This is a genomic window from Enterococcus sp. (assembly GCF_032555305.1).
Classification (GTDB): Bacteria; Bacillota; Bacilli; order Lactobacillales; family Enterococcaceae; genus Enterococcus_A.
Genome location: NZ_JAWGOQ010000017.1, coordinates 1 through 24,274 on the forward strand (window position 1 = coordinate 1; position 24,274 = coordinate 24,274).

General features: G+C 40.9%; 25 protein-coding genes. 7 read left to right on the top strand and 18 right to left on the bottom strand.

Translation table 11 applies throughout. The features are described from left to right. Positions 1–152: 152 nt before the first annotated feature. Genes E6139_RS13040 through E6139_RS13055 form a run of 4 tightly spaced genes read left to right on the top strand, consistent with a single transcriptional unit; the run spans position 153 to position 3,168 of the window. Complete coding sequence (locus E6139_RS13040) at positions 153–569, top strand: hypothetical protein (protein WP_316403507.1); 417 nt, start codon at positions 153–155, stop codon at positions 567–569. A gap of 12 nt (positions 570–581) precedes the next feature. After that, positions 582–722: a hypothetical protein gene (locus E6139_RS13045; protein WP_316403508.1), complete on the top strand. Its 141-nt coding sequence runs from the start codon at positions 582–584 to the stop codon at positions 720–722. Continuing rightward, the gene (locus tag E6139_RS13050) at positions 722–2,035 is read left to right on the top strand and encodes a glycosyltransferase (RefSeq protein ID WP_316403509.1); all 1,314 of its coding nucleotides are present in this window, start codon (positions 722–724) and stop codon (positions 2,033–2,035) included. The genes E6139_RS13045 and E6139_RS13050 overlap by 1 nt, the downstream gene beginning before the upstream one ends. A gap of 11 nt (positions 2,036–2,046) precedes the next feature. Further along, on the top strand, positions 2,047–3,168 hold the full coding sequence (locus E6139_RS13055; protein ID WP_316403510.1) for a glycosyl hydrolase family 8: 1,122 nt from the start codon (positions 2,047–2,049) through the stop codon (positions 3,166–3,168). Between the two features lie 34 nt (positions 3,169–3,202). On the opposite strand, the gene E6139_RS13060 is transcribed toward E6139_RS13055, so the two are convergent. From E6139_RS13060 to E6139_RS13070, 3 genes are all read right to left on the bottom strand, one after another. Further along, positions 3,203–4,054, bottom strand: coding sequence for an arginase family protein (locus E6139_RS13060; protein WP_316403511.1), 852 nt, complete (start codon positions 4,052–4,054; stop codon positions 3,203–3,205). Positions 4,055–4,129: 75 nt separating this feature from the next. After that, positions 4,130–4,702, bottom strand: coding sequence for a YbhB/YbcL family Raf kinase inhibitor-like protein (locus E6139_RS13065; protein WP_410470536.1), 573 nt, complete (start codon positions 4,700–4,702; stop codon positions 4,130–4,132). Beyond that, complete coding sequence (locus tag E6139_RS13070) at positions 4,702–5,295, bottom strand: Crp/Fnr family transcriptional regulator (RefSeq protein WP_316403512.1); 594 nt, start codon at positions 5,293–5,295, stop codon at positions 4,702–4,704. Before E6139_RS13070 ends, E6139_RS13065 begins: the two co-directional genes overlap by 1 nt. Before the next feature lie 227 nt (positions 5,296–5,522). Between E6139_RS13070 and E6139_RS13075 the strand changes: the two genes are divergently transcribed. Both E6139_RS13075 and E6139_RS13080 read left to right on the top strand, forming a co-directional pair. Further along, positions 5,523–6,362 carry an aldo/keto reductase gene (locus E6139_RS13075; RefSeq protein ID WP_316403513.1) on the top strand — a complete coding sequence of 280 codons (840 nt, stop codon included), beginning with the start codon at positions 5,523–5,525 and terminating at the stop codon, positions 6,360–6,362. A 332-nt stretch (positions 6,363–6,694) separates the two neighbouring features. Beyond that, complete coding sequence (locus E6139_RS13080; RefSeq protein WP_316403514.1) at positions 6,695–7,204, top strand: TetR/AcrR family transcriptional regulator; 510 nt, start codon at positions 6,695–6,697, stop codon at positions 7,202–7,204. A gap of 39 nt (positions 7,205–7,243) precedes the next feature. On the opposite strand, the gene E6139_RS13085 is transcribed toward E6139_RS13080, so the two are convergent. From E6139_RS13085 to E6139_RS13100, 4 genes are all read right to left on the bottom strand, one after another. Continuing rightward, on the bottom strand, positions 7,244–7,837 hold the full coding sequence (locus E6139_RS13085) for a class I SAM-dependent methyltransferase (protein WP_316403515.1): 594 nt from the start codon (positions 7,835–7,837) through the stop codon (positions 7,244–7,246). Positions 7,838–7,930: 93 nt separating this feature from the next. Then, positions 7,931–8,320: an Rrf2 family transcriptional regulator gene (locus E6139_RS13090; protein ID WP_316403516.1), complete on the bottom strand. Its 390-nt coding sequence runs from the start codon at positions 8,318–8,320 to the stop codon at positions 7,931–7,933. Between the two features lie 120 nt (positions 8,321–8,440). Beyond that, entirely contained in the window at positions 8,441–8,617 is a 177-nt protein-coding gene (locus tag E6139_RS13095; protein WP_316403517.1) for a hypothetical protein, read from the bottom strand. Continuing rightward, positions 8,614–9,186 carry a TetR/AcrR family transcriptional regulator gene (locus E6139_RS13100; protein WP_316403518.1) on the bottom strand — a complete coding sequence of 191 codons (573 nt, stop codon included), beginning with the start codon at positions 9,184–9,186 and terminating at the stop codon, positions 8,614–8,616. Before E6139_RS13100 ends, E6139_RS13095 begins: the two co-directional genes overlap by 4 nt. A 162-nt stretch (positions 9,187–9,348) precedes the next feature. Between E6139_RS13100 and E6139_RS13105 the strand changes: the two genes are divergently transcribed. Continuing rightward, entirely contained in the window at positions 9,349–9,696 is a 348-nt protein-coding gene (locus tag E6139_RS13105; protein ID WP_316403519.1) for a DUF1905 domain-containing protein, read from the top strand. A gap of 279 nt (positions 9,697–9,975) precedes the next feature. On the opposite strand, the gene E6139_RS13110 is transcribed toward E6139_RS13105, so the two are convergent. The 11 genes from E6139_RS13110 to E6139_RS13160 all read right to left on the bottom strand — a co-directional run bounded on the left by E6139_RS13110 (position 9,976) and on the right by E6139_RS13160 (position 24,156). Further along, entirely contained in the window at positions 9,976–11,439 is a 1,464-nt protein-coding gene (locus E6139_RS13110; RefSeq protein WP_316403520.1) for a helix-turn-helix domain-containing protein, read from the bottom strand. 6 nt (positions 11,440–11,445) lie between these two features. After that, a complete protein-coding gene (locus E6139_RS13115; RefSeq protein ID WP_316403521.1) occupies positions 11,446–11,889 on the bottom strand; it encodes a hypothetical protein in 444 nt (147 codons plus the stop codon). 10 nt (positions 11,890–11,899) lie between these two features. Further along, positions 11,900–12,673, bottom strand: a complete 774-nt coding sequence (locus tag E6139_RS13120; protein ID WP_316403522.1) for a class A sortase — start codon at positions 12,671–12,673, stop codon at positions 11,900–11,902. Beyond that, positions 12,645–13,727 (bottom strand): DUF916 and DUF3324 domain-containing protein, encoded by a 1,083-nt coding sequence (locus E6139_RS13125; protein ID WP_410470539.1) that lies wholly within the window; start codon positions 13,725–13,727, stop codon positions 12,645–12,647. The genes E6139_RS13120 and E6139_RS13125 overlap by 29 nt, the downstream gene beginning before the upstream one ends. A 111-nt stretch (positions 13,728–13,838) precedes the next feature. Next, on the bottom strand, positions 13,839–14,645 hold the full coding sequence (locus E6139_RS13130; protein WP_316403524.1) for a WxL domain-containing protein: 807 nt from the start codon (positions 14,643–14,645) through the stop codon (positions 13,839–13,841). 21 nt (positions 14,646–14,666) lie between these two features. Beyond that, positions 14,667–19,538 carry a hypothetical protein gene (locus tag E6139_RS13135; protein WP_316403525.1) on the bottom strand — a complete coding sequence of 1,624 codons (4,872 nt, stop codon included), beginning with the start codon at positions 19,536–19,538 and terminating at the stop codon, positions 14,667–14,669. A 26-nt stretch (positions 19,539–19,564) separates the two neighbouring features. After that, on the bottom strand, positions 19,565–20,353 hold the full coding sequence (locus tag E6139_RS13140) for a WxL domain-containing protein (RefSeq protein WP_316403526.1): 789 nt from the start codon (positions 20,351–20,353) through the stop codon (positions 19,565–19,567). Between the two features lie 30 nt (positions 20,354–20,383). After that, a complete protein-coding gene (locus tag E6139_RS13145) occupies positions 20,384–21,142 on the bottom strand; it encodes a WxL domain-containing protein (protein ID WP_316403527.1) in 759 nt (252 codons plus the stop codon). After that, on the bottom strand, positions 21,139–21,513 hold the full coding sequence (locus E6139_RS13150) for an LPXTG cell wall anchor domain-containing protein (RefSeq protein WP_316403528.1): 375 nt from the start codon (positions 21,511–21,513) through the stop codon (positions 21,139–21,141). Before E6139_RS13150 ends, E6139_RS13145 begins: the two co-directional genes overlap by 4 nt. An 832-nt stretch (positions 21,514–22,345) precedes the next feature. Continuing rightward, entirely contained in the window at positions 22,346–23,116 is a 771-nt protein-coding gene (locus tag E6139_RS13155; RefSeq protein WP_316403529.1) for a YibE/F family protein, read from the bottom strand. Next, the gene (locus E6139_RS13160; protein ID WP_316403530.1) at positions 23,113–24,156 is read right to left on the bottom strand and encodes a YibE/F family protein; all 1,044 of its coding nucleotides are present in this window, start codon (positions 24,154–24,156) and stop codon (positions 23,113–23,115) included. Before E6139_RS13160 ends, E6139_RS13155 begins: the two co-directional genes overlap by 4 nt. Positions 24,157–24,274 lie beyond the last annotated feature (118 nt).

Genomic DNA, 24,274 nt, shown 5'->3' on the forward strand with positions numbered 1-24,274 from the left:
CGAGAATTTTTAGGTGCTCCTCCTAGTCAGCAATTTTTCATTTTATTTAAGGATAGATCACTAACCTTCTAGAAAAGTGATTTGTTCAGTAGATATTATATAATAAAGGAGAATTCGAATCACGCTTCGAAAAATTTAAGTGCGCAATGAATTTGTATGCCAGAACTGGTCGTGGAATTGTCGTTTCTTTCTACACTGTCGATTACATTGAACAACTGAAGTATCAAAATGATCAGGCCACCGATCAATTACTGCAGGCACTGGCACAAGAATTGAGTGATATTCGGTTGCCAGAAGAAGATCAGTTTTACCTAGGTAATGGAACCTTTGTCGTTATGTCCCCCGTGTATCAATCGGGAGATAGTCTTGAATTTATCCAAAAAATGAACAGAATAACCAAGACACAATTTTCACTGTTTCCATTCAAAAACTTTGATCGATCACAAAACACAGTCATTCGTTTTGGAGAGATTGTCATCGAAGGAAATACCGAGATGACCGCAGAACAAGTAATCAGCCGTGTTAGACGACGTTCCGAAGCTGATTTGACCGATGAATATATATTGTAAGGAGGGAAACGCATGGATCAGCTACTCATTTACTTCTTTGAAGCTAGTAAAATCGTCACAGGTATATTTTTTGTCGCGGCTGTGGTCTTATTTCTCTGCTTATTGATTGTTAAGGATCGAATTTGGCGTTACTTTAGGAGGCGAGATTACTGATGAGTACGATTTTATTAATGTTTGGGATCATCTCAATCTGGTTTTCTTTATTAATTACCTTAGTCATTCTATTTGGTGCAGTGTACTTTTTGCTGAAAAATATTCGACCTCCAAAAAATCGTTTGGAGCCGCTCAGCTCTTATCCGCTTATCACGATCGTTGTTCCGGCACATAATGAAGAGATCGTTATCCAAGATACGGTGAAAGCTATTTTGAAAATGAATTACCCGCGGGAAAAAATGGAGATTCTAGTTTTTGCGGATAATTGTGATGACGACACTTATGCGCGTGTCCACACGATCCTTCAACAGCCAGAGTACGAAGGCTATTATTTGACTAAAGTTATTGATCGCAAAGGATCTGGAGGAAAAGCCGGAGTATTAAATGACGCGCTGGAGATCGCTCATGGAGAATATCTCTGTGTGTATGATGCGGATGCGATGCCTGAACAAAACGCGCTGCACTTTTTAGTCGAAAAAGCCTTGGAGGACCCTGAGCGTTATGGTGCGGTCTTTGGCAGAAATAAGACGAGAAATTATAAGCGCAACTTTTTGACACGCTGTATCAATTTAGAGATTGTCACCAGCCAACGAATCATTCATACCGGTTTATGGCAATTGTTTAAAATCGGACAAATTCCCGGCACCAATTTCATTATTCAAACACAGATGATCCGAGAATTGGGTGGCTGGGATAATGGCGCATTGACTGAAGATACTGCATTAAGCTTTAGAATTATGAAGCTTGGCAAATTAATCGCTCTAGCCTCGCGCGCGGAAGCATTTCAACAAGAACCTGAGACCTTATCGGTTTACTACCGTCAGCGAAAACGTTGGGCTAAAGGAAACTACGAAGTTATCATCAGTAATGTCAAAGATATTTTCGGCGGCTCCAACTGGCGGATTCGCCTGCAGAGTATTTATTATTTCAATACGTTCTTCTGGTTCACCAGTGCGATTATTTTATCCAATATTATGTTTATTGCTAATTTATTTGCGATGATCCTGCATATTTGGTTCCCATCGATCGACGCGATTTTCACTTTTGGCGGAAGTAACCGTCAAATTGGCGCTCTTTTACTAGTAAATTGGGCCTTAATGTTTGCGATCTACCTGTTGCAGATTCAACTAGCCTTGTCTAGTCAGTTTGGCCAAGCAACCACCGCGAATTTCTTTTATGCCATTGCCTCTTACTTTACCTATTCCTTACTGTTCATAGGTATATCGATCGTCGCCTTCTTTTCTTATGTAGGGGATAAATTGTTTCAACGGGATAGCAGCAAATGGTATAAAACACAACGTTTCGACAACTAGGAGGCAGATTTATGCGCAGACGTCCAGCAATTATGTGGTCACTGCTGGCTTTGATTTTTTTAGGCTACATCGCCGCAGTGCTTTTCAATATAAAAGATAATCAGACAAAACTAGAAAAAACAGCCTATCAACAATGGCGATCGACTTATGTGAAGGAAACCAATGAAGGAGCGTTCGTCACCACAAATCCCAAGGAAAAAGCCAATATTTCACTATCCGAAGGTCACGGCTATGGCATGCTGATCACTATGGAGGCAGCAAAACGTGGCTGGGCTTCCGAGAAAGATTTCAATGATTTTTACCGTTACTATAGCAGCTTTCAAATCAGCAAAGACAATCCGCTGATGAGCTGGCGGCAAAAATTTGAAGGCGGCAAACAAATCGAAAAAGAAACAACGAATGCAACGGATGGCGATCTGGATATTGCCTACGCCTTGATTGAAGCAAGTGAGCAGTGGCCAGATAGTCAAACAGACTATAAATCCGCGGCACAAAGGCTGCTTTCAGGAATCAAAGTGAGAAACTACAATTCAACGAACAAGCTGTTAACGGTCGGCGATTGGGCAACGAAAGATTCCGACTCTTATGACTTGATTCGTCCATCAGATATCATCCCTAGTTACTTCGATACCTTTGCTTCATTCAGTGGGGATGGGGATGATTTCTGGCAAACCCTCAAAGCGAGTTCTGTTAAAGCGCTGGAAACATTGAGTAAACAGCATAAAACCGGACTAATCCCAGACTTTGCTTGGGTAGAAAATGGGACTGTTTCTCCTGCGAAAAAAGATCAAGTCGCCGGAGCGAACGATGGAAATTATGGCGCCAACGCTTGCCGAATTCCTTGGCGCCTTGCAAGCTCAAATGACCAAGCTGTCAATCAAGTATTAAGTAAAATGATGAACTTCTTCTTGGAAGAAAACACGATCGCTGAAGGCTATACACTCTCAGGAAAAGCCTTATCTTCAAGCCAATCCAAAAACTTCTCAGCTCCTATTCTGTTCGCTGCAAAACAGAAGGAAGCCTATGGAAACCTAGTAAATTCACAAGCATGGGTAGTGAACGACGGACTATCAGAAAATGACTACTATGGTGATACCTTGACCACCTTGGTAACCCTGCAGATGAACAAATAAAGACAGGAAGAGTCGTCTCTTCCTGTCTTTTGCTTTAACGAAAAATATCAAAATCGGATAAAAGGTTTTTCAAGTTTTGAACATCCCACGGCAACAATTCCGCAATCGTCAGCCCAACGACATCACTTTGTTCTGAGATAGCCTGCATCGTTTCTTTCACTTCTGATAAGGACATTTTACCAGCTTCAGCAGAGTAATCCGTGACTCCTGGCTCTGCAAAATACAGCATGCGAAATTCATTCGGGTCCAACACATCCAGGTCAAAGTGAACGACTACCTTAGTAAACTGATGCTGATTTAACCATGCTTTTATTTCTTCTGGTGTGATTCGGGCTTGATCTTGAACTTGATATTCTATTCCTAGTCTCTCTAGAATCACTTTTTCTTCCGCAGTGGGTTCCTGCAGCCCAACATACAAAACATCTTTTGCTTTAAATGGATGCTGGACCTTCTCTGCTAATACGGGGTCGCCGTCATTCAATAGATTCCCTAGAACCATCGCATGTTCATTGTAAAAGATATCAGGAGTTGAAATATCTGGATGGGCATCAATCCAAATGATCCCTAGCTCCTCGCCGTATTTTCCATGTAAATAGTCGAAAGGTGCCTGTGACACTAGACAATCTCCGCCTAAGGTAATGATCTTATCGGGAAGTTCTTCTTGAATCAGTTCCATTGTCTTCTGCACGTTCTCAGCAACAATACTTTGTCCTGTCACACCATTTTCTCGTACCAAAGGCTCTTCATACTCAGGAATCGGTACTTCAACTTCATTATGCTCCAAATTTTTAGGCACTAGAAATGACAGCAGATCCTCACCCAGTGAGTAAGTCGGGTTATTCCCACCTTGCCATTGAGGGACTCTTAAGCGAATTGTTTTATCCAACACTTTTCTCCTCTACCATTTTATTTACTGCTGCTTTTATCTTACCTTTTAGCCCGTGATTGATGCAACTTTGATTTATTTAGCCGCATATTCCCCCACCAGATAACCATACTGCAGCATATGCCCTTCCATCGCTGCTAAAAGATCTTTTTTCTTAGCCGAGGCGGGTAAATCTAGCTTTTTATCCAAAACAAAAACATGGTATTTATAGCGATGACTGCCGAAGGGCGGCTTTGGCCCGCGATAGCGATGTCTACCGTAGCCTATTCCTTGAACAGCATTATTTAATTGAGCTACCTGCTCGCCGTCTGGTATTTCTGCAGGGATATTCTCAGTTGCCGGCAAATTCCAAATTAACCAATGATTGTAAACACCGACCAGAGGATGATCAATATCATCCATGATCACCGCTAAGGAAACTGCAGCTTTATCCAGTCTGGATAGCTGCAGCTCCGGTGAGATATCTTTCCCATTCCCTGAATATTCTTCAGGAATCATGCCGCCATCAGCGAAGGCAGAACTGGTGACTGTCAATTTAGAAACATTTTCAATCACGATATCTTTTTGCCGCGTAACTGCCAGAATGATCACAGCTACCAAGACGACTCCAACAACAAATCCAACAACCATTTTTCTTCTCCTCTTCATCAGTTTTCCTCTCTCATCGTTCGTCGGATGCGGCTCAAGGAAACAGGCGTGACCCCGATATACGAAGCAATGTGTCCATGACTGACCCGCCGATCAATGTCCGGAATCTCGTTCTTCAATTTCACATAGCGCTCCGTTGCCGTTTCTGCCAGCAACGCTGTCTCCCGCACCAATTTAATGCGCAAGGTCTCTTCAAGGATGCCGATATAGATTTTTGTTAATGAGGGATCATCCAGCATCAGCTTTTGAACCCGCTCATAATCAAAACAGACTAACTTGCAAGGCTCTACCGCTTCAAAATTACACATGACCTGCCCGCTAAATACGACATGCTGCGTGCTGAAAACTTGTCCAGCCTCTAAAAACTGGTGTGTCAGATCATTGCCTTGATAGTCCAAATAATACTTTCGAATCAATCCATCTACCAGTAAATAGAGCTTATTCTCTTCATCCCCGGATGCAACGATCAAATCCCCCGCCGGAAATTCGACAAAGGCCCCTAAATCTATCAACCGATCAAGAACGTCTTCCTTGATTGTCACCTTGGCATAGCGTTTGACTAAACTCCGGATTGCTTGTTCAATAGCCTGCATCGCCTGCTCCCTCTATTCTTTTTATTTAATTGTAGCGAAGGAGGAAAGCCCTGTCATTAACATAGGATAATTGAAGGCATTATTTTCTTAATAATTATTTTTTAAGTGTTTGCCCCACTACTCCGCAAAAGTTACCTTTTGGTATCAATGGTACTTAAAAGTACGTACTATACATTTTTAAACTCACCCCATATACTAAGCTCAGGAAATTATAAGGGGGCTTTTAAATGATTCATTCATTAACAGATAAAGTACGATTCAACAACGGGGTGGAAATTCCCGGACTAGGTTTAGGTGTCTTTCAAATACCTGATGAGGATACTGCGGAAGTGGTTAAAAACGGGATTATTAATGGCTATCGTTTGATCGATACCGCTCAAATCTACGGAAATGAAGTTGGTACAGGGGTCGGCATCAAAGAAGGGTTGGCAGCGACAAATATCAAACGAGAAGATCTATTCGTTACATCAAAAGTCTGGAACAACCATCTCACTTATGAGGAAACGATTACGGCCTTCGAAGAAACACTAAAACGTTTAGAACTAGATTATTTGGATCTATACTTGATTCATTGGCCAGGCAAAGCTGCCTTCAAGGAATCTTGGCAAGCTTTGGAAGAACTATATTCAGCCGGAAAAATCAAAGCCATTGGCGTCAGCAATTTCGAGATCCATCATTTAGAAGAATTATTATCTTTTGCAAAAGTCACTCCTGTGGTCAATCAAGTGGAGTTGCATCCAAAATTAGCCCAGCAAGCACTCCGCGACTTCTGTGAAAAGCATGACATTAAAGTTCAAGCTTGGTCACCTTTGATGCAGGGAAAACTATTAACTGATCCTGTTGTTAAAGACATCGCTGAAAAACATCAAAAAACACCAGCACAAGTCATCCTGCGCTGGGATATTCAGCAAGATATCTTACTGGTTGTCAAATCGGTCCATGAACAACGGATGAAAAGCAATGCAGATGTTTTCAATTTTGAACTGGATTCCGCTGATATGACACGTTTGAACCAATTAAATGAAGCTTTGCGTGTCGGACCAAATCCAGACGAATTTGATTTTTAGCTTGGGCGAAACTTCCAGATAAGTTCCTGCATTCCCTCTAGAAATCGCTATACTATTCACAACTTGATTAAACTTAGCCGCTCTTGTCCACTGAGGAAAATGAGCGGCTTTTTCATGCAAATATAGAACTTAGGCATCGTGACTTTTTGATTAATCTTGGCAGGATTATCTGGACATACTGTCTGATGCCGTTAATGATATACGATTCTCCATAAATCATTTTCTGCTCCTTCATTGACACACATGTGTCATCAAAGTATAGTTTAAGAGAGCAGCCTTGCTGTTTCAAACAAATAAAACAGATTGGCTAATAGTGTGTCAGGGAGGGGATTATGGGAAAAGAAGCTGAGATTATCACGGGTTTGTTTGAGGCGATGAAAGTCGATGACTTTTCATTGATCACCGTTACGCAAATCGCCCAAGAAGCAGACATTGGACGCAAAACATTCTATCGCTATTTCAAAAACAAGGAAGAAGTCCTTGAACGCAGCGTTGAATTGCTATTTATGGAATATGCCGCCTTCGAAAAAAATTATTTCGCTTCAGACTATGAGACGTTGCTTTATTACCACTTTGCGTTTTGGCGTAAATACAGTAAGCAATTGAAACTCCTCTATAAAAATGACTTGATGTTCTATGCTTTTCGACAATATCAAAACCATGTCCCGAAACTGAATGCTGCGTATATCAGACAAGACAAACTTAGTCCAAACGCTGCAAAATACGCCAAGGCCTTCACGACGGGGATCTTCTGGTCGATCCTCTATACTTGGGTAGAAAATGGCGCAAGAGAAACACCCACCGAACTGGCTAAGATCTGTTCAGACTTTTTAAGCCACTAAAAAAGTGCTCAGATAATTTTCTGAACACTTTTTCTTTGTTTATTTTTTACCTACAACGAATAGATACATTCCTTCCGCTGGCGTGGTTTGCTGAATAATCGGCAGCTGCAGTTTTTCCAAGCTTGCCTTCATTACATGCGACGGGATCCGATGACCGCCATTGGCATGATCCGTTTCCGATTCAAATTCTACAATCACAAATTGTCCGCCTGGCTTGATGATGCGCGCCAATTCCTGCAAGGCCTCTTCAAAAGGATGAACTTCGTGGATCATCACTGAAACGATGGCAACATCTACTGAGCTGTCCGGCAAATCGATTGCTTTGATGTCACCGGTCATGTTGGTGATATTTGTCAGCTGCTCCTTCGTCGCTCTTTCTTGGATCAAATCCAGCATTTTTTGTGATTGATCAAATGCGATCACTCGCTCTGCTTGCCTAGCCAGCGGCAAAGTTAAATAGCCGGTCCCCGCGCCGCCGTCAAAAATTGTTCGCCCCGTTAGATCCGGTAAATAGCTGATAATCGCTTCGGCTGATAATTGCAGCCTGCGTTCTTCCCCCTCTAAAACTGCGACCATTCGTTTGAAATTCTCCTCGTTATCTAAATTGTGGTGCTCATGTGTGTGATGTGGCATTTTACTCATCCTTTTCTTTTGTGTTAACCATTGTATTCATATTAAAGATATTTTATATCGCTGATTAATTTAAAATGAAGAGCGGGCTTCATTTTAAAGCGCAGACAGCTGACTAAGTTTCACCGAAGCAAAATACTCCCACATCTTAGCTTCGCCTTCATTGATGATCTGACTGATAGGACAGCTGTGCTGATTATTCGCCAAACAACTGACTTCATCAGGAAAACCATCGATTGCATGGATGACATCTAAAAAAGAGATTTCCACGGGACTCATTTTCAGCCGATAGCCTCCCTTGACTCCTGAAACCGATGAGATCAGATTCGCTTTGGCTAACTGAGTCAAAATCTTTGATAAATAAGACGGTGAAACTTCAAATTTATTCGCCACATCATGAATACTCAAGTTACTCTCTGATTGATCATTTTGTGCAAAATAGACCATGACATGCAGACCCATATTCGCTGCTTTGGTAAACTTCATGAGTATCCTCCTTTTCAATTAGAGATATTATTTATCCATAATATATACGTAAAAGCTATTTGTCAATCTGTCTTCAAAAAAAACGATCAAAATCTTTTCGACTCTGATCGCTTCAGGTAATTACTTTGGCAGCTTCAACATAAATACAACGATCGTCACCATCGACAAAACCACAGTGGCAACAGACAGCATTCCATGAAACCCCGCATCCTTTTCGCCCGGCCCAAACTTCATCCAAAGTCCACAAAGCAAGGTGCAAGCCAACATAACCAAGGTAAAAATCCCTAAAATTCTCATTGAACTCCCTCCTGTTCTTTAACTGCGTTCTCCACCAGCATTCGACAAAGTTGATGACGTTGTTCCCTATCCATCACATTGATTGAAGAATAGCGTTCAAAATCCTTTCCCCGATAGAACGCTAGTTGCAGAAACGAAACCAATTGATAAGCAATCACACGACACTCCACTTCAGCCTTTTGATTGTTGAAACAGTCCTTTACCATCGGCAAAATCTGATAAGGTAAATCAAGTTCTCCTTCCAAGAGTAAGTACGGGATTGTTGGTCGGGTTAATTCCGCATACTCACAAGTACTATCTGCGGTAGCGATTAAAAAGGCGATCAGCTTTTCTGTAGGATCATTCGATTCCTGTTGTTTTTCTTGCTTTTGTCCACTCTTTTCGATCAATTGGTTCACAGCGATACTTACCAGCTCATCTTTGGATTTGAAATAATAATTGATCATCGCCAGATTGGCCTCTGCTGTCTCCGCGATTTTTCTAGCGGTAATTTTTTTGGCCCCGTTTTCCTTCTGCAATAAATCCACCGTTGCTTGAATCAGCCGCTCCTTGACATTTTCTTCATTCATTTACATCCCTCACTCCAACTAAACGTGTTTAATACATGATTAATTTTATCAGAATATACAGGATTGTCAATAGCCACTGGTTCAGTATTTCTATAATGAACTAGCCAAGATGTCATCAGCTATCATTTGCTTATGACAAAAGAATTGAGATGGAGGGATACTATGCGGTATAAGTTTGAAGGAAAGTGCACTCAAGAGGGCAATCGGCATTTTATTGAAATACCTTTTAACGTATGGGAAGTCTGTGAGCAGAAAGGCAATATTCCTGTGGAAGTTACGATTGAGCAAATTTCCTTTGAGTGTAAATTAATCCCTAAAGGACAAGGGGGGTATTATATTCCATTAACTAAAAAAAATCTGACACAGCTCCCAGAAAAAAACAGCTATTCGACTACCTTTAGCATTCTCAATCAATTATCGCGAATCAATCATGATAGTCCTTACTCCACTCCAATTCGGACGATTGATTCGATCAAGCTTGTTTTGCAGCCTGACGATGGACTATGTTGACTTCCTATGGTTCCCCTTTTTCGATTGGCTTTAACGGCTGCTGATTTTAAAACTGCTCGTGCTTTTCCGGCCACAGGATACCCCAGCGTAAGACATTTATCTTACGCTTTACAACCTCTTGATTCACTGTCTTGGTCATATATTTACCTTTTGGACTTCTGCTTGTGATTCGCTATGCTGGACGGTAACCCGTGATTGGACTTTCACCTGCTGGATAACTGCTACCCATGGCACATTAAAAAACCGACGGCAAAGAATCACCGCTGGTTAAAGGGGGGCTTATTTATTTCCAGAGCGTAAACGCTCGTGCTTTTCCGCTCGAATTTTCAGTAATAGGTTGCCTAAGTTGGCCCAGTCTGTTGGTCTTGGTGGGTCAAGCCAGATAACTTTTTCTACCTCTAATGGTGCATACTCTGAATTTAGATTAGTAATTACTAAATCTGCTTGATCATCATAGATATATTGTGTTGCAACATTCAGGTTCACAAAAAAGCTCAAGTTCTTTTTGATAAAGGCATTGTATTCCTGACCGAATGAAAAATCGATGCAAATCGTCAATTTGGGCATCACCTGTTCCAAATCCAGATTTCCCACTAAAATCATCAGGTACCTATAAAAGATGTAAGGACGATAATCAAAAAGTCCTTCCTCTTTAACGAACGCTTCATCCCGCAGATACTCTCGACAAAAGTTGAAATATTCGACATAAGATTCTTCAAAAAAGCTCACGTCAAATCGTTCAAAAGAATAGAAAGCATTTAAAGGAAAATACACTAATTCAAAGTGCAGTCGACTTAGTTCCGGCCAAAGAACCCGTTTCAACTCAGCGCTATCCATTTCAAAATTTTGTGCAATCCTTGTTAAAAAATGCTCATTTAGACGACTGATACGCTTTCCTAAAAACTGATCAGCGATGGCGGTTGGCGCTAAGACTCCGTTCGTATAAAGGTAAGAAAAGAGTTCCTCAGCTAAATGCTTTTCTAAACCCAGCTGTTCAATCTGTGCAAAATCTTCAGAATAAATAGTCTTCAACTGCTTCAACACTTTTTGTTTGTTTTCATTGAATTCGGTCAACAGATGTCCCTGTTCCTGTCTAACAAGTGAAATAGCTAGAAAATGCCTCAACTTAGTTCGCAGGTTGCGCGGAAATTGCATTCCCGCAGTTGTCAGCTCGGTTAGAACTACCTCGATTTGCTGTTTGATCTCATCGGAATACAAACTATCATCGCTAGAAAGCACAAAGGAAAAGACACGAGTCAAAACGTATCGGACATTCGCTTCATCACCAGTAAGCTGGTATTTCTTGTTCATCGCAATCGAAGCCTCTTTAAAAAACTGCTTCAACTGCTGCATCCGATTATACACACTGGTATAGCTGGTGTATTGATCCAAAGCAAAGCTGTGGGTCGATTGAAAATTTTCTTCAAAGAGTGCTAAAAAGATTTTAAAAGACAGAGAATCTCTTAAATAGAGCTCCAGTAATAGGTCTGAAGTGGCTTGTCCGACTTCCAGCAAGGTGGTTTGAACGGAATCATTTTTTATCGAAAAGAATTTTTCCAATCCATAATTTGAAACATCGGTCGTCAATTCTTCTATCGTCTTGCTAAAAAGAAAACTCGAAAGCTTTAATCGGTCTTGAATAACCGTATTTAATTCTGTCAAATCTCCGGACTCTTCCAGCAGGCGTAAAAATTCAAATTTTCGTTTCGCATCTTTATCCAAAAACTTTTCCAGACTCAACACTTATGCTCACTTCTTTCTGCCGTACAAGGCGATTCCTGAGAGAACTTTCATTGTTTCAGCCAGCCGCGCATCGGTAAAATCGTCCGAGCCTCCTGGAGTACCACTACTGTTCAAGGTAGTAAATTGGTTGCTCTCGTTGGAGAAAAAAGAATCATCTAAATAGCGTTTTTTCCGCTTCACAGTCTGCTCCTTGGCCGATTTTTTTTCAGGTTGCTTTTTGCTTTGCTTCTCTGTTGACGAATCCGTTGTGCGATCTGGCTCCATTGAGGCAACTTCGACAGAACTTTCGGTCGTTTCAGGTGTGGAACTTGAAGATTCCACAGGCTTTACTTTTTGATTAGGGTTTATGGGACTAAACACATCGTCTGCTAGAGAAGTATTTTGAAAAAGCAAGGATGTGGAAAACAGAGCGATCGTTCCCATAATAATCATTTTCTTCTTGTTTTCCACATTCATAACCTCAAACTTTCTTAATAATTAAATAGGTCAGGAGCACCAATACGGCGATAATTCCTAGCAAAGGCAACCAAACATGGCCGACCTTCAGCAGGATTTGTTGTTCCTGTTTTTCTTTGACTTGATGGGTCATTTTTGTTTTGACAACGGTCGACATCTGCTTCACTGGTTTAGCTGTAACGACTAATCGCATTTTAGTAGCTGTATCTCGATCACAAGTAACTAATGTCAACAAAGGAACCGTTGATTTTTCTAAAACGTTGATCTGTGTTTCATTAACCATTTTTTTCGTTTGTATTTCATAGGCATAATATCGGGATAAATAACGAAGATAAATCTGATCGCCACGCTTCACCTCCGCTAATTTACCAAAAAGCAAATCTGACACACCTGTATGATGTCCCAATAAAACCAAGTTGTTCGTATTGGGATCACGTTCAGGGTACATCGAGCCGGCACCATAGAGCATCGCTTCTTGACTTAGACCTGCAAAAATTGGCAAACTCATTCCAATTGAAGGAAGTTGAATGGCCCCGATACTCGTGTAGGCATCGCTGCTTTTCATAATGTCCGAAATGGCAGGTGCTTCGATTCGCTCAAAGGGAATCTGATCAATCTCTGAAAGTCTCGCAACCTCTGTCGTTTTTATCGTTGTAGTCTTTTCAACAAATAAGCTATCTTTTAGAATAGGAAAGCAAATAAGTAAAATACCCGCATAAAGGAAGACTAATAAAATTACTTTTATCAGTCTATTCTGCTTTTCGTTCTTCCTCTTCATCTTTTTTCTTCTTTCTCCAAATCAGCCAGATGATCAATAATACTACTAACAACAATAAAATGCCGATCAAAATGAATACCCATGTGTAATCTTTCTTAATCGTTACATCCTTGTCGTTTAACTTGCGAGCAACATCTCCATTGATGCTGAAATCTTTTTCAACAATCCATTGGTTTTGGAAATGAATCGCTTTTCCATCCGCATCTTTTCCGCGAACATACTGACCATCAGCTGCTTTGTTCCCATTGATAACCATCTTCAGGTGATAGTCTCCCGGCTTCAACGGTTCGCCATTTAGCGGCACTGGAAAATCAAAATTAGTATTCGGCGCTACTTGTAAGGAATCTTTATGCGCTTCATATAGAACCTTTGAATCCCCTTTTTGGGTAATCGATGCATCCATCGTCACTTGATTGATATACGTCATTTGATTGTTTTGCAAATTCGCTAAAATCACATTGCGGGCGTTGATTTGCCCTGGTTTTACTGTATGTAAGATCATATCAGGCGTAACTGATTGTGTATTTTGACGCATCAACAATGCCACCACGTAAGAATACTCATTTTCAATTGCTAAACCTTTGCTATCAGAATCCTTTGTCGTTTCTTTTTCAGTCTTCGCTTCTTTGAAGGTAATTCCGCCTGCCATGACACCGTTAAACGTTTCTTTTGGCATCGTTAACTCAAAGGGTACACGCATCGCTGATTTGGACTTTAATGTCACCTGTTTCGGTGCTTTGACATAGTGAGTTAAATCATATTTCAAGCTTTTATCCGCTTTGGTTTTATTATTGCCGTATTCAACAATCACATTTGAATTCGTTTTGGCACTATTGACTGCTACATTTACCTTTACTTCACGATCAAGGTCATTTCTTAATTCAACATAAACCGTTTGTTTTTGATCTGGATTCAACTGTAAATCAAAATAGGTCTTGTTTTTGTCAATTTGATTTTCTGGTATCGTTGGTGTTACTGCAAAACTGAATTCACTAGCAAAAGCTTTCGCTCCGCCGACCATAACAGATAATACAGCAACCATTAATGTAAACATTCGTTTTATTCGTTTCAATATAGCTCTCCCCTTTTATCACAGCTAAATTACATAGAACAACAAAGTAAGATTCACGAAACTCGCGAATCTTACCCTGAACTCATTCATGCTCTATTTAGCTGGTGTTTCTCCGCCATTTTCTGGTACGTCAGACAATGTCCAAGTTAATTTTGTCGAGTATTTTTCAGCATACTTCGTTGATTTACCTGGTACAGATAATTCAATACTGTCAGTTTTTTGAACTTTTTGTCCATCTTCATCTACTTCAGTCAAGCCGTCTTTTGTTCCCCAATCATTCAAATAGGTTCCTGCTCCTTGACCGGCAGCTGCAACCATAACATCTGAGGCTGTACCTGGAACTAATACCGTATCACTTGCGATTGTTGGTTTAGCTGAAGCTGAGATTGTTTGGATATTTGCATTTTTTAATTTGATAGAAGCACCCTCTAATTGGTGATCGGTTGCGCTCTTGAATTGCTCATCCTGTGTAACCGTCAATTTCCAGCCAGATTCAGTTCCGCGATTATCTGTCACCTGCACATAGTCTGGACCATACTGTGCTTCCCCAGTTGGGTTTCCAGCTTGATCAACATTGTAAAATTGTTGCGCTGCTGCATAGTAAACTTGGTCAGTCGACGTGATTTTTTGTTTACCAAAGTTCAAGTTAGAAGCAAAATCAATTGATAACGGACCGTTCGTTCCTGGTTCTGGACCATCTGGGTCAGTCGGATCAGTTGGATCGACTGGATTGGTTGGGTCGGTTGGATCAACTGGATCAGTCGGATCTTCGTTCGGAACGAATTCTACTGTTCCGTCTGAGTGATATACTCCGCCATCTGCTGCTAGGGTCGTTACTGGTGACGCTGCAAGTGCGCCCAAAAACATTGTTGATAATAATAATTTCGAAATAGTTTTCATTGTTTATTCTCCTCTTATCTTTTAATTATTGCTTGGTACATCTTCCAATGTCCAAGATAATTTTCCTTCATAATTACCAAGTTGTTGCTTGCCAACAGGAACCTTTAATTTGATTCCCGTTTTGTTCGCCGCGCTCCAATTTTGGTTAACGGTATAATCGCCATCTTCAGTTAGCTGCTTTTCCTCGACTTGAATATTGTCGGCCCCAATAACCGTATCCGTACCAGCCTTTTCAAAGATCAAGGAATCAGCTAAAGAATTTGTCGGACTTTTCAATGGTTCGCTTTGCCGCACCATAAGTCTCCATGGAGCCTTATCCGTTCCGCGATTATCAGATACGACTAATTTTCCAGCGTAAGATGGCCAATAAGTCATTGTTTTATTGCTGACCTTTTGAGTTCCAAAATCCATGCTTGAAGGAACTTCTTTTAGTAACAGCTGTCCAGTTTTTTGAATAATTTGAACCGTAACAGTTTTTGCGACTGTCTCCCCGTCAAGCGTGTAGGAATACGTTGTTGGAACTTCTTTATTTAGTTCTGCTGCTGTAGTATTTTTTATCGCTTCAAAGGTTGCTTGCGGTAAATCAGGACTTTTTTCAGGGCTGCCATCTGCAAAGATAACCTTAGCCTTGGTATAACTGTTCAGCGCATCAATGGAAGCCAATCCATTAGCTTGAGGAAGTTCAAGCAACGCATTTTGCGCGTAAACTGCGAATTGTTGATTTCCGGCTACTTCGCTACCGTCAGGAACAATCACGATATTTGCTGTAATTTCCTTTTTGTTAGATTCCGTTGTTCCCGCACTGTAATGAATTTCATGTGTCCGCGAAAGCTCTCCTGCTTTTAGAGGTTGTTTAATCGCTTCAAGATCGATGTCCTCTTTCAAAAAGGGACCGCCGCTGGCTTTCATCAAATCAATCACTTGATCTTTTGAGCTTAGTGCTTGCGCTTCACTTTCTTTTAAAAGAATATTCTGAGCAGTAACATGCGCTTCATTTGAATACTTCACTTTTACTTGATAGCTATACTCCCCATCAGGAATTTTCCAGTCCACAGGATCTGTATTGGTACTTTCACCAATCGTTTCATTGGGATTATCTACCTTAGTAGAAGTGATATTACCGCTATACAACCATGAGCCCGTTGCTGCATCTGGAATAAAGCTTAATTTGTATTGATTGTCCGCTTTATAAGGAATAATCAAGCGGCCCTTTTGCACTTCCTTGCCAGCAATATCTGTCCCCCATGCCTCGATCGGCAATGGTTCGTTGTTTTCTTTGACCGTATCCACATTGTGCGTGATTGCTCCGGCCCCTTCTGCAATACCAGGGGATTCCACTTCATAGTCAATCACTGAACCAGGCAGCATCACTCCGTAGCCATCTGTACCAGTCACATCATTGTCACCAATAAAAGTTTTTCCAGTTGCCTTTTCAGTTCCTTTAAAATTTTGTGGAGTAATCTTTTTCGCATTATCTTTCGTTGGATTGATCGTCAATACTTGATACCCTTTGCTTTCACCGAACCAAGTTCCTTTAACATCGAGTAATTTGTTGGTATCCGTCGTATTCTTGATCCAAGTCAAACGATCCTTCTCTTCATTGGGTGTTTCAAAATCAGAGATATTGACAACACCTGTCCCCTGAGGAGATTCCAGCGTTCCCTCATCTTCTACGATCAGCTTTCCGCCAGAAATGATTTTTCCGTCCTTAACGACACCTAAGCCTGCATTTTTAGATAAATGAATATCCCCAAACTCATTGTAGGTCGTTTTATGTGAAGCAGCAGTCGCCTTTCCACCATTAGAAATATTTCCATCATCCGCAGATAGCTTTAAGCCATTCGTAACATTCAATTGAGTGAAATTGATAATCCCAGTACCCGTAACTTTTATCGGATCTTTCTGAATGGCTCCAGTTCCATCAACATCTGTTCCGAAATTGTAAACAACCTGATTGGTACTATTTTTAACAATTGTATTGGTGAAATCATCACCTTCGGAACCACCGGATAAGCCAGCAATACTAGTAGCACCTTGAATATTTGCGGTCACATCACGCAAAATGTGTCCATCTTTAATGTTGGAATATTCGGTTGCATAGAGATGTCCAACATTCGAGCCAACACCTTCCATATTCACTGTGATTTTCCCGCTTTTGGTGTCAGCAGCGTTATTCCCGCCATCACCATAAACATTCGCACCTGCTAAGGAATCAACACCATCTTTTAAATAAATGTTTAACGTAATTGTGTTCTCCTCTGAGGTACCTAATTCGGTATCCCCATCGTACGGGCGACCACCAGAAACATTTGTACCGCTCGGCAACTTAAAAGTGCCAGTATAATTACGTAAATCAATTGTCAGATTCGCATCACCAAGCAGGCTGCCGTTATTGGTAACCCCGCCAGAAAAAGCGCTCGGTCCTTTTAACGGTTCTCCTGAAAAATCGCCGCCATAAATATAATTATGGGAATTTCCAGTGACGGTGTGATCAGAAGAGAAACCATAGGAAGCTCCCATTGAGGCATTGATGATTCCATCATTTACCTCCACACCAACATCTCCAACGATTTTCTCATCGTTCCAGCCACCGCCGCTTAGGAACCAGTCAACCTCTCCATAATTCACAATCGCTTTTGTATTTCCATAAACACGTTTGCCAGAGTAACCAGAACCTTCTAGCGTGGATACCATCCCGGCATTCATTTCATTGGTCGTTGATCCTTCAATAATTCCTGAAAAGCCACCACCATAGGTCCAACGAGCTAAATCATTGTTATGGACCGTTTTGGTATTTCCATAAATATAGATATTTGTTGCTCTCGCAGCATTGCTTCCGCCGCCGCCAACAATATCAAAGGCGCCAATCGACTCCGTTTCATAATCACTGGGCGAGCCAGAAGGTTTATAATCGATTCCGTCTTTATATTCACGTCCACCAGAGCTGTAAACAAATCCTGCACCGCCGACTTTTTTATCTGACCGCAGCGTGCCAACTTCAACTGTAGTATTTCCCTCGATATAACCACCGTATCCAGCTCCTCGAGTAAACGCTACGTTATCCGCTCCTTCACTAATCATTCCCTGAGCGATTGTCGTTGTGATATTCCCATAAACTTTGAACTTCGCTGTTTTTTCAGCGTACTCTTTTCGCGCCTGTGGCGTCATTTCATCATAAGCAGCATCTGTTCCTGTCTGTAAATCAGCGGTAGCAACATCCATTCCTGCACCGCCATCGACTCGAACTAATGATCCTTTGTGATACTCACCCGCTTTGATTGAACTAGTAATTGAGCCGGTGATCGTCCCATCTTTCGCGTTGGCACCAACGAATACTCCCGTGCCTTCTGTAAACAGACTACTATCAAGATTAGTGGTAATCGCTGTTGTTGAACGATCCGTTCCAATATTCCCGCTATAGGAGCCGCCAACATAATCTGTTGATAGGCCAGACCATGAACCATTTCCGATTAACGTATTTTGAACACTACCCGTAATGTTTCCATAGTTCACTCCGCCATAGTAGTCACCTAAAGAAAATTTTGTGCTACTATCCTCTACATCAATAGTTGTTTTTACATTACCCTCTACATTAGCGGGACTGGTACTGCCTGCACCATAGCCTCCGCCATATAGGTCAGCTACGGTTCCAGCAACAGATTTGATATTTACTGTAACATCACCCTTTACTGTCCCTTTCTCACTACCTCCCACGACCTTTCCTAAGGACCCTGTCGTGTTGTTAACCTGCAGTGTAGGATTTCCAGTAAGTGTTCCTGAACTTTTATTTCCACCGAATAGATCAAAAGCTCCGGATCCAGTAGTATTAACAGTGATTGTTGGGTTACCAGTAATATCCTCCGTATCAGCTCCGCCATAAATAGTTAACGCATCACCTGAAGAACCACCGCTTAACGTTAAGTTATGACCATTCATAAAGATATCCCCAGCGATATAGGTCATATTTCTAAAGCTAATATTGTTACCGAAATTTGCCTCAGATGCAAAGGTCATTCGATTTGAACCGTCAGGAACAGCAGTGTCTGTAGTAATTGGGTCTTCACTATTACCAGTAATTATTAAATTGTTGATCTTACCTTGCAAACTATAAAAGGTAATCGTCGATTTATCGACTGTTGCAGGTATCGTCCGATCCAATGTTGACTGACCAATAGAAATATTTTTCCCAAAATATAAAACATAGTCTTTATTGCCGCTAACAGAATACATATCAAACAATGCTTCTTTGACGCCTGCTTCTGTGCCATCATACTCTTTATAATTTTCACCTGTTGGACTTGGCACTGCGATTACTTTTGTCTTATCCGCTGTGCTGATAACGTCCTTAATTGAGTCAGAGACAGATGTCAATGCTACATTTGAACGTTTCTTAAATACCGCGATAAATGTCTCATTTTGAGTAAATATGTGATCTTTCAGCTCAGCTTCGGTCCAAGCCTTCCCCTGCTTGTCCTGCCAACCTGTCAAATCTGCTTGATCAGTCGGTCCAAAAGAAGGAATGCTTGTTAATTTTCCTTCCATTGTTTCTAAATCAATCTGCGTTTTCCCCTCAGAAAAGGGATGCACCTGATCCGTTTGAAACGAAATCGTTACATTAACGTGTTCTGTCGAACTTTCAGTTGAAGCAGTATTTTCCAAATTACTTGAACTTGTTGTTGCATTCGATCTATCTGATGAATTCGAAGTTGCAGCTGGAAGTTGAGAAGACTGAGAGGCTGAAATGATAGTTTCAGCATTAGTGGGCTCGGTCTTTTCGACAAGTTCATTTGTATTTTCTACTGGGGATGAAGCTTGTACCGCCATGGTCGCAATCGGTGCATTACTAAAAAGCAAGGTTGCGGTGATGAACGTTCCCAAAAATTTATTGAACAAATTTTCTCGCCTCTTTCTTCTCTTTCCTAATTGCTAGGGACGTCTGTCAATGTCCAAGTTAGCGTCGTTTGATATTTCACTGCATCCTTAGGAGTTGAACCCGGTACGCTTAACGCCACATCTTTTGTGATGTTCACATCTTGTTTCGCTCCTTGTTCATCCTCTTCTTGAACACTTTCGACTTTCCCCCAATAATCTTCCCAAGTACCTGCTCCTGATTTTTCAGCCGCTGTCATGACAACAGATTCGCTACCATCTGGGTTTAAAGAGATATCTTCCGCCGCGGTCGGCGCAGTCACACCAGATGCATTTGATGTCACGTTTGGATGAGCAAGAGTAATCTGAGCACCTGTTAAGACTTTGTTTAGGGTATCCGTAGTGGCTGTCAGCTGACCTGACTCTTTAACTGTCAGTTTCCATCCGCTATTGGTTCCGCGATTATCTGTAACCTGTACATAATCTGGTGTATCTGAATGCCCGTCGTTATAATGTTGCGCACGTGCATAATAAGTTTCATCTTTATTGGAAATTTTATTCACACCAAAATCAAACGTAGAGGCGTAGTCAATTGACAACGGTCCTTGTGTTCCTGGTTCTGGTTCGCCGCCGGGATTGGATGGATCCGTTGGGACAACCGGATTTTCTGGATCAGGATTTTCTGGATCGACTGGATCAGTCGGATCGGTGTTTGGGCGGAATTCTACAACCCCATGAGAGTGATATTCAACGGCTTCTTCCGCAAAAGCTGTGGTGCTCAAGGTAGTAATAGTCATCGCACTTAAAGCAAGCACGCTAAATAATTTGATTCGTTTCATTTGTTTACCAACTTTCTATCTATCGTAGTTCTATACGGGTTCGCTTGGTGTTCCTGGATTACTTGGAACATTGCTTAGCTCCCAATTTAATTTTGTTGTATATTCCTTCGCCAGTTTTACTGTTTTTCCTGGAACAAATAGTTCAATAGCTGTTTTACCAGCTTCATTATCATCTCCGAAACGGTAAACCCAAGTTCCAACACCTTTTCCAGCTTCCGCATCTACTGCTGAAGCCGCTTGGTCAGGAGTCAAAGTAATTGAATTTGCCACCGTGCTAGGTTTATAAGCATCCAATGAATCATCATTCACAGCTGCAATCAATGAGGCTTTGGCGATTTTGATCTGAGCACCTGTCAATTCTTGATTCTCCGCAGTAACAAATTGGCCTTCTTGTTTAACAGACAAATTCCAACCAGCTAAATTCCCACGTTTGTCTGTCACCTGAACAAAGTTGTTATCTTCAACTTCTGTTCCATCTGTTCCCTTAAACTTATCTAACGCAGCGTAATACGTTTCGTCTTTCGATGAAATCTTTTGTGCGCCAAATTTAAAGCGTGAGGCATAATCGATTGATAATGAGCCGCCTACTGGAGTTGGCGGGTCAATAGGATCAATAGGGTTTCCAGGATCTGTCGGATCTGTCGGATCTGTTGGGTCTTCCCCTGGAATAAAGTTGACGGTCCCATTTGTAGGCATCGTACCGCCTTCTTCAGCCGCAAAAACTTGGGCTGTTCCCACCGCTAAATTTAAAAGTACCGCAGCTGACATTAAAAATAAGCCTTTTTTCATTTAAGATTCTCTCCTTTTTTCTGTATCCATACATACGTGACAACCATCATTAATAATACGAAACCGCTCACTTGCATAGTCACAAAGCTTTGATCACCTGTCTTAGGAATAATGGCCTGACCAGATGCCGAATAATTCGGTGTTGCAGTCGTAGAACCATTCGAACTTCCATTTTTCTGGCTTCCTTGTGAGTCGGAAGAATCCGAACCACTTGGCTGCTGTGCTCCTGGCTGTTCAGGTTTTTCATAAACTCCGTAGAAGCTGGTTACACCATGTGAGTGATAGTCTTGCTCCTCCGCATAAGACGATGGTCCTTGAAAAAAACTTAAGACCAACAAACTGAATAGAATGAGTGAGGTTCGCTTTTTCATTGTAAGTCCCCCCTTTCGATACACCTGTCTGGATAAAAGTTTTTGATCTCACGGACAATCCATATCTTACAAGCCTCTTGGTTTAAATTCTATTTTGTTTTTTTTTAGATTTACAAAAAAAAAGTGAACGTATAAATCTTCTGAACCGAAAAGAACTATTCAAATAAATCAAATTAATTTATTTGGTAATTTGTAATAATTATCATTTTCACACCGTGGATTTTACAACGTCCAACAAAAAAAAAGCAAGCATATGTATTTTTGAAGATAACACCATAACAGGGCAGAAACTCTATGAAATAAGTTTTATTAAAAGTGAATTCATAGTGGTTTATTAAATTTCAAATTAAACCTCATGATCATTAAAGAACAATTATCAGCTAACTAACTTTCATTTCAATAAGTTATTCCCTTTCTTATTCCATTACAAAAAGTAAGTATTTGTAAAGATATGAATTTTTCAAGAATTTTTTTGGACTATTTTTTTCTCTCGCTGATTATCTAAAAATAACTACATACTCAATATACATGAGTGCTTTTCTATAGAAACAAAACTTTTTAACAATTTATTCTTATTTTTAAATCTATAAATTATTTTCAAAAAACTTAAAAATTTATGTATAAAGTTGAATGCTCAACGAGTGTTATTTATTGTGTACTTACGAAATATTTATATAAATATTCATTTAACAGTACAATCAAAAAAGTCCCTTTTTTAAATTTGTATAGACACAAATCTAAAAAAGGAACTACTTTTTTCATTTATTAAACCAACCATAACAAATAGAACTATTCATTCTATGGGGAACCTTTTTGACAGTCAGCAAGCACATTAATCTTCTAACGAACAAAATGTTTTATTGAAAAATATACAACTGGAAACCAACGAGGCAACCGGCAGAATGATTACTGCAGCCATTCCCGTCAACAAACTCGTCAGCAGCTCCCCGACAAAAGCTTTGGAGTTGATAATCTCAAGAAACGAATAGTTCAAATCTTGAAACCAAATAATCAACGCTAAGCTTGAACCCATAAAAGCAAAAAGCAAGGTGTTGATCGTAGAACTCAGTATTTCATGAACCACTGTCATACTGGATTGAACTAACTCCTTGAATGTCAGCTTCTCGGAGCGACGATAAATTTCATAGGTCGAACTGCTGACAGCGATGCTGCTGTCGATCACGGCTCCCGAGAAGCTCATCAAGATGATCGAGAGATTCAATGCGGAAAAAGGAACAGAGACAGAAAGGTCCATCATCTGTAATTCATCTAGTTCCTCCAAAGCAAAGCCCTGTACTTTAACTACGTGAATGAGCGGCAGCGTGACCGCTGTAAATACGACCAAGAAAAACAAGATACAGAGAAAAGCAGCTTTCGTTTTTTGATTCACATCATTGATATAAAACAATGTCACGATCGTTACAGCTAGAAAAATCAATAAGGTTGCTGGATATACTGGAAAGCCTTGACTCAATAAATACAACAGCAGGATAAATAAACAAAAATTAGCAAACGTCCCAGTGATCATATAGATTGAACTTTTTTTGAAGATCAGCAGCACCAATCCCATCAAAATCAAGGTAAGAAAAATCAAGACACTCATCGCAATCGCCTCCTGCCCATTTTTTCAGCCATACTGAAGGCAAACAAGGCGGCTGGAACAGACAACACGATCGCGAAGCCGCCACACAAGGTTCGTAAAATCTCTAATGACAAGTGCATACCGATCACCTCAGAAAAAATCCAGCCATTCGCCATGTAAAATACAAAGGAAGGAATAGCCCCGCTAAGATAAGCGAACATTAAGACATTAATCATTGACGAAGCAGTATCTTGGGCAATTTCTCGCCCTGATTGTATGAGTTTTTTCAACGGAAGCTGCTGGTTTTGCGCGCGAATCTCATCCAGTGCTGAAATGATCGTCACTACATTGTCCATACTTGCACCGATCGCGCCGATCAGCAACCCGGCTAAAAAGACGGAACGGTATGGGCGCGTGATAAACTGCATTTCTTCATACCGCAAGCCTTCATCTTTCAGAAAATTCATCGCAACGACACAGACAGTAAACGCGAGAAAGACACTGACTAAGGTACCAAAGACTTTTCGAATATCCAGCTTTTTAAAGCCATAAGAGGTGCCCATCGCTAAAAATACCGCAATGATTGTATAGATACTCATCAAAAACAGGAGAGACAAACGGCCGTTTTGTTGATTGATCCATAAAAACAAAAGCAGCAAGGTGCTATTCAATACTAAGCCTAGCAGCGCGCGAAGCCCCTTTTTCCCGCTAATGGAGAGCATCACAAAAATAAACAAGCCTAGCAAAATAAAGACATAGCCATCTCGTTTTAACGCCTGTACTCGCCAAGTGTTCCCCATTTTTTGCAGAATCAGCTGATCTCCTGTGCGATATAGCGGGGAGACACTTTCATTTTCATAATAGGTTGTTTCTAAGGTGACGCTGCCGCTTTGATTCAGCAGCTCCCCCGTTACTTTTTGCGTCTGCGTTGCGGCATCCGCTTCTGCTTTTTCTACCCGCATCACCGGTTCTGAATAAAGGGCACTGCTCTTTGCTTGGATCAATAGACCTAGCAAGAGAATAGCCAACAAAGCAAAACTATACGTGAGAATTTTCTTCATAGAGGACCTCCCTCATAATTCATCTTTCGCTTATTCTACCATCCAGCAATAAAGTTAGGCACACCTATAGTTGATACTTAAAAAAATTAAAGGAAAAATCTCCCGACCAGTTTTCTGA

Excerpts from the sequence above, each read along its gene's own strand:
- E6139_RS13045 (WP_316403508.1), top strand. The coding sequence starts at position 582 with ATGGATCAGCTACTCATTTACTTCTTTGAAGCTAGTAAAATCGTCACA.
- E6139_RS13050 (WP_316403509.1), top strand. The coding sequence starts at position 722 with ATGAGTACGATTTTATTAATGTTTGGGATCATCTCAATCTGGTTTTCT.
- E6139_RS13055 (WP_316403510.1), top strand. The coding sequence starts at position 2,047 with ATGCGCAGACGTCCAGCAATTATGTGGTCACTGCTGGCTTTGATTTTT.
- E6139_RS13065 (WP_410470536.1), bottom strand. The coding sequence starts at position 4,702 with ATGAAGAGGAGAAGAAAAATGGTTGTTGGATTTGTTGTTGGAGTCGTC.
- E6139_RS13070 (WP_316403512.1), bottom strand. The coding sequence starts at position 5,295 with ATGCAGGCTATTGAACAAGCAATCCGGAGTTTAGTCAAACGCTATGCC.
- E6139_RS13075 (WP_316403513.1), top strand. The coding sequence starts at position 5,523 with ATGATTCATTCATTAACAGATAAAGTACGATTCAACAACGGGGTGGAA.
- E6139_RS13080 (WP_316403514.1), top strand. The coding sequence starts at position 6,695 with ATGGGAAAAGAAGCTGAGATTATCACGGGTTTGTTTGAGGCGATGAAA.
- E6139_RS13085 (WP_316403515.1), bottom strand. The coding sequence starts at position 7,837 with ATGCCACATCACACACATGAGCACCACAATTTAGATAACGAGGAGAAT.
- E6139_RS13090 (WP_316403516.1), bottom strand. The coding sequence starts at position 8,320 with ATGAAGTTTACCAAAGCAGCGAATATGGGTCTGCATGTCATGGTCTAT.
- E6139_RS13095 (WP_316403517.1), bottom strand. The coding sequence starts at position 8,617 with ATGAGAATTTTAGGGATTTTTACCTTGGTTATGTTGGCTTGCACCTTG.
- E6139_RS13100 (WP_316403518.1), bottom strand. The coding sequence starts at position 9,186 with ATGAATGAAGAAAATGTCAAGGAGCGGCTGATTCAAGCAACGGTGGAT.
- E6139_RS13105 (WP_316403519.1), top strand. The coding sequence starts at position 9,349 with ATGCGGTATAAGTTTGAAGGAAAGTGCACTCAAGAGGGCAATCGGCAT.
- E6139_RS13120 (WP_316403522.1), bottom strand. The coding sequence starts at position 12,673 with ATGAAGAGGAAGAACGAAAAGCAGAATAGACTGATAAAAGTAATTTTA.
- E6139_RS13125 (WP_410470539.1), bottom strand. The coding sequence starts at position 13,727 with ATGTTTACATTAATGGTTGCTGTATTATCTGTTATGGTCGGCGGAGCG.
- E6139_RS13130 (WP_316403524.1), bottom strand. The coding sequence starts at position 14,645 with ATGAAAACTATTTCGAAATTATTATTATCAACAATGTTTTTGGGCGCA.
- E6139_RS13140 (WP_316403526.1), bottom strand. The coding sequence starts at position 20,353 with ATGAAACGAATCAAATTATTTAGCGTGCTTGCTTTAAGTGCGATGACT.
- E6139_RS13145 (WP_316403527.1), bottom strand. The coding sequence starts at position 21,142 with ATGAAAAAAGGCTTATTTTTAATGTCAGCTGCGGTACTTTTAAATTTA.
- E6139_RS13150 (WP_316403528.1), bottom strand. The coding sequence starts at position 21,513 with ATGAAAAAGCGAACCTCACTCATTCTATTCAGTTTGTTGGTCTTAAGT.
- E6139_RS13155 (WP_316403529.1), bottom strand. The coding sequence starts at position 23,116 with ATGAGTGTCTTGATTTTTCTTACCTTGATTTTGATGGGATTGGTGCTG.
- E6139_RS13160 (WP_316403530.1), bottom strand. The coding sequence starts at position 24,156 with ATGAAGAAAATTCTCACGTATAGTTTTGCTTTGTTGGCTATTCTCTTG.